The 3557-nt window shown below is 67.3% G+C and carries 1 protein-coding gene and 1 pseudogene; one reads left to right on the top strand and one right to left on the bottom strand.

The genetic code is table 11. The features are described from left to right. Window positions 1-2896 (bottom strand): annotated as a pseudogene (locus JCM9942_RS12330) (indolepyruvate ferredoxin oxidoreductase family protein); the annotation flags it as partial. Window positions 2897-3071: 175 nt separating this feature from the next. On the opposite strand from JCM9942_RS12330, the gene JCM9942_RS12325 reads away from it, so the two are divergent. Further along, window positions 3072-3557, top strand: a 486-nt coding sequence (locus tag JCM9942_RS12325; protein ID WP_157722912.1) for a tetratricopeptide repeat protein, incomplete at its 3' end; no start/stop codon positions are given.

The raw sequence follows: 3557 nt of genomic DNA, 5'->3' as shown, positions 1-3557 counted from the left end.
TTCGCGCAGTGCATGCGGCTTGCGCTCGGCCTCGGTCGGCGCGTTGTGGATCAGGCCGGCAGCCTGCTGCACGGCCTGCGGATCGATCGCGGCCAGGCGGCCCCAGGCGAACGCGGTCTGGTTCATGGCCACGGCGGCGCCGTTGAGCTCCACCGCGCGCATCAGCGATTCCAGCGACAGCGGCACCAGCCCCTGCTGCCAGGCGAAGCCGAGGATGAACAGGTTGGAGGCGATCGCGTCGCCGAGCAGCGCGGTGGCCAGCTGGGTGGCGTCGAGCAGGATCGGGTCGCGACCGCCCAGTGCCAGCTTCACCCCGGCAATGATGTCGGCGGCCGGGAACTGCATGTCCGGGTGCGTGGTGAAGGTGCCGGGCATCGCTTCGTAGGTGTTCAACACCACCTGGGTGCGCTCGCCGCGCACCTTGGACAGCGCCCAGTAGTCGTTGACCACCACCATGTCGCAGCCCAGCACCAGGTCGGCTTCACCGGCGGCGATGCGCACGGCGTGGATGTCGGCCGGGCGGTTGGCGATGCGGATATGGGTGGTCACCGCGCCGCCCTTCTGCGCCAGGCCGGTCTGGTCGAGCACGCTGGCGCCCTTGCCTTCGAGGTGGCCGGCCATGCCGAGCAGCGCGCCGATGGTCACCACGCCGGTGCCGCCGACGCCGGTGATCAGGATGTTCCAGGGCTGCGAGAAATCGGTGCGGAAGGTCGGCGCCGGCAGGTTGTCGAGCAGGCTGGCAGCCTTGCTCTTGCTGCCCTTGCGCAGCTGGCCGCCGTGCACGGTGACGAAGCTCGGGCAGAAGCCCGTCGTGCAGGTGAAGTCCTTGTTGCAGTTGGACTGGTCGATGTCGCGCTTGCGTCCGAACTCGGTTTCCTTCGGCAGTACCGACACGCAGAAGCTCTTCTCACCACAGTCACCGCAGCTTCGCAGACCAGCGAGTTGATCATGGTGCGCTTGGCCGGGTCGACGATCTTGCCGCGCTTGCGGCGGCGGCGCTTCTCGGTGGCGCAGGTCTGTTCAAAGATTAGGATGCTGGTGCCCTTTACCGTGCGCAGCTGCTGCTGCACGGCATCGAGCTCGGCGCGGTCGTGGAATTCCACATCACTCGGGAACTCGTGACGACGCGACTTCCACTTCTGGATGTCATCGGACAGCAGCACGATGGTGTGCACGCCTTCGGCACGCATCTGGTGGGCGATCTGCGGCACGGTCAGGGTGCCGTCCACCGGCTGGCCGCCGGTCATCGCCACCGCATCGTTGTAGAGGATCTTGTAGGTGATGTTGACGCCCGCGGCGATGGCCTGGCGGATCGCCAGCGAGCCGCTGTGGAAATAGGTGCCGTCGCCGAGGTTCTGGAACACGTGCCCGGTGTCGGTGAACGCGGCCTGGCCGGCCCAAGTGACGCCTTCGCCGCCCATGTGGGTGAAGGTGTCGGTGTCGCGGTCCATCCACGTCACCATGTAGTGGCAACCGATGCCGGCCAGCGCACGCGAGCCTTCGGGCACCTTGGTGGAGGTGTTGTGCGGGCAGCCGGAGCAGTAATGTGGCACGCGCGGGAACTGCGCGCGCGGCAGCGCCATCTCGGCTTCCTTGACGTCCATCCAGCGCAGGCGTTCTTCAATCGACTCGGTGTTGAAGAAACGCTGGATGCGGCGGCCGATCACGCCGGCAATCGTGGCCGGGGTCAGCTCGCCGGTGGACGGCAGGATCCACTGGCCCTGCTCGTCGTACTTGCCGACGATGGACGGGCGCGCCCCCCAGTTGGCCGGCCAGTTGTAGAAGTACTCCTTCATCTGCCGCTCGATGAAGGCCTTCTTCTCCTCCACCACGACGATGTCTTCCAGGCCGCGGGCGAACTCACCGATGCCCTGCGGCTCCAGCGGCCAGGTCATGCCCACCTTGTAGACGCGGATGCCGATGTCGGCGCAGGCCTTCTCGTCCAGGCCCAGGTATTCCAGCGCCTGCAGCACGTCCAGGTAGCTCTTGCCGGTGGTGACGATGCCCAGCCGCGCCTGCGGCGAATCCATCACCACCTTGTCGATGCCGTTTGCGCGGGCGAACGCCTGCGCGGCCTTCACCGCGTAACGGTGCAGGCGCATTTCCTGTTCCAGCGGCGGGTCCGGCCAGCGGATGTTGAGGCCGGCGGCCGGCATCTCGAAATCTTCCGGCAGGAGGACCTGGCGGGCGAACGGGTTGACGTCCACCGACGCGGAGGACTCCACCGTCTCGGCAATGGTCTTGAAGCCGATCCAGCGGCCGGTGTAGCGGCTCATCGCCCAGCCGACCAGGCCCATGTCGAGGATGTCCTGCACGCCGGCCGGGTTCAGTACCGGCATCATCGCGCTGACGAATTCCTCTTCGCTGCCGTGCGGCAGGGTGGAGCTGCGGCAGGCGTGGTCGTCGGCGGCCAGCGCCAGCACGCCACCGTGCTTCGAGGTGCCGGCGGCATTGGCGTGTTTGAACACGTCACCGCAGCGGTCCACGCCCGGGCCTTGCCGTACCACATGCCGAACACGCCATCGACGTTGGCGCCGGGGAACAGGTTGGTCTGCTGCGTCCCCCACACCATGGTCGCGCCCAGGTCCTCGTTGAGGCCGGGCACGAACTTCACCTTGGCCGCTTCCAAGTGCTTGCGCGCGCGCCACAGCTCCAGGTCGAAGCCACCCAGCGGCGAGCCGCGGTAGCCGCTGACGAAGCCGCCGGTGTTCAGCCCGGCGGCGGCATCGCGCTGCTGCTGCATCAGCGGCAGGCGTACCAGTGCCTGGACCCCGCTCAGATAGATGCGGCCGTCGGTGCGCGTGTACTTGTGTTCCAGGGTGTAATCGGAATCACGCACGCCGATCAGGGGATCGTTGGCGGAAGCTGGCGAGGTAAGTTCGGCGGTGCTGGTCATGGCTGGCCCATTGCAGGAACGGCTGGCGGCGGAGGCCTTCACACAGGCTCCCGGCAGCCGGCAAGTGTAGCAGTGCGGTTTTCCCCGCCGCCGGTGTTGCAGTCGCACATGGGCAGCCGTGCAGGTTAGGATCGGGGGCAGGGTGGGGGACAACCGAGATACGGGGGAGCAAGTGATGGGGATGACAATGCGCCTGGCAGCGGGAGTGCTGCTGGCCGGTTTTTTGCTTTCGACGGCGCAGGCGCAAAGCCTGCCCAAGATTGCCGAGTTCTACTTCGATGAAGACGTGGCCGCCAAGCCGCTCCAGGCATTGCCCGTCGATCAGCCCGGGCTGGTGGACCAGCTGATGAAACTGCGTGAGCGCGGGCGCAAGGCCGTCGAAGCCAGCGTGCAGCTGGCCTCCATTGCCTATGCCGAAGGTCGCAGTGAACTGGCGAACAAGCTTTACGGCGAAGCGCTGGGTGCGGTGGGCGATACCTCCGCGCAGGCGCGTGCCATCCGCTGGAATCACGCGTGGGATCTGTACCGGCAGGGCGATGCCGAAGCGGCCCTGGCGCTGTGGGCTGCCGCCGCCGAAGGCACCCGCGGGAACGCGGCCTGGGTGCCGCCGACACTGGCGTTGGCGCTGTGGAAGCTCGACCGCAAGGACGAGGCGGTCAGC

Source organism: Stenotrophomonas pictorum JCM 9942 (assembly GCF_001310775.1).
In the GTDB taxonomy this organism is placed as follows: domain Bacteria; phylum Pseudomonadota; class Gammaproteobacteria; order Xanthomonadales; family Xanthomonadaceae; genus Stenotrophomonas; species Stenotrophomonas pictorum.
Note: the sequence above shows the minus strand (reverse complement) of the source record. Positions and strands in the feature narration are given on the sequence as shown.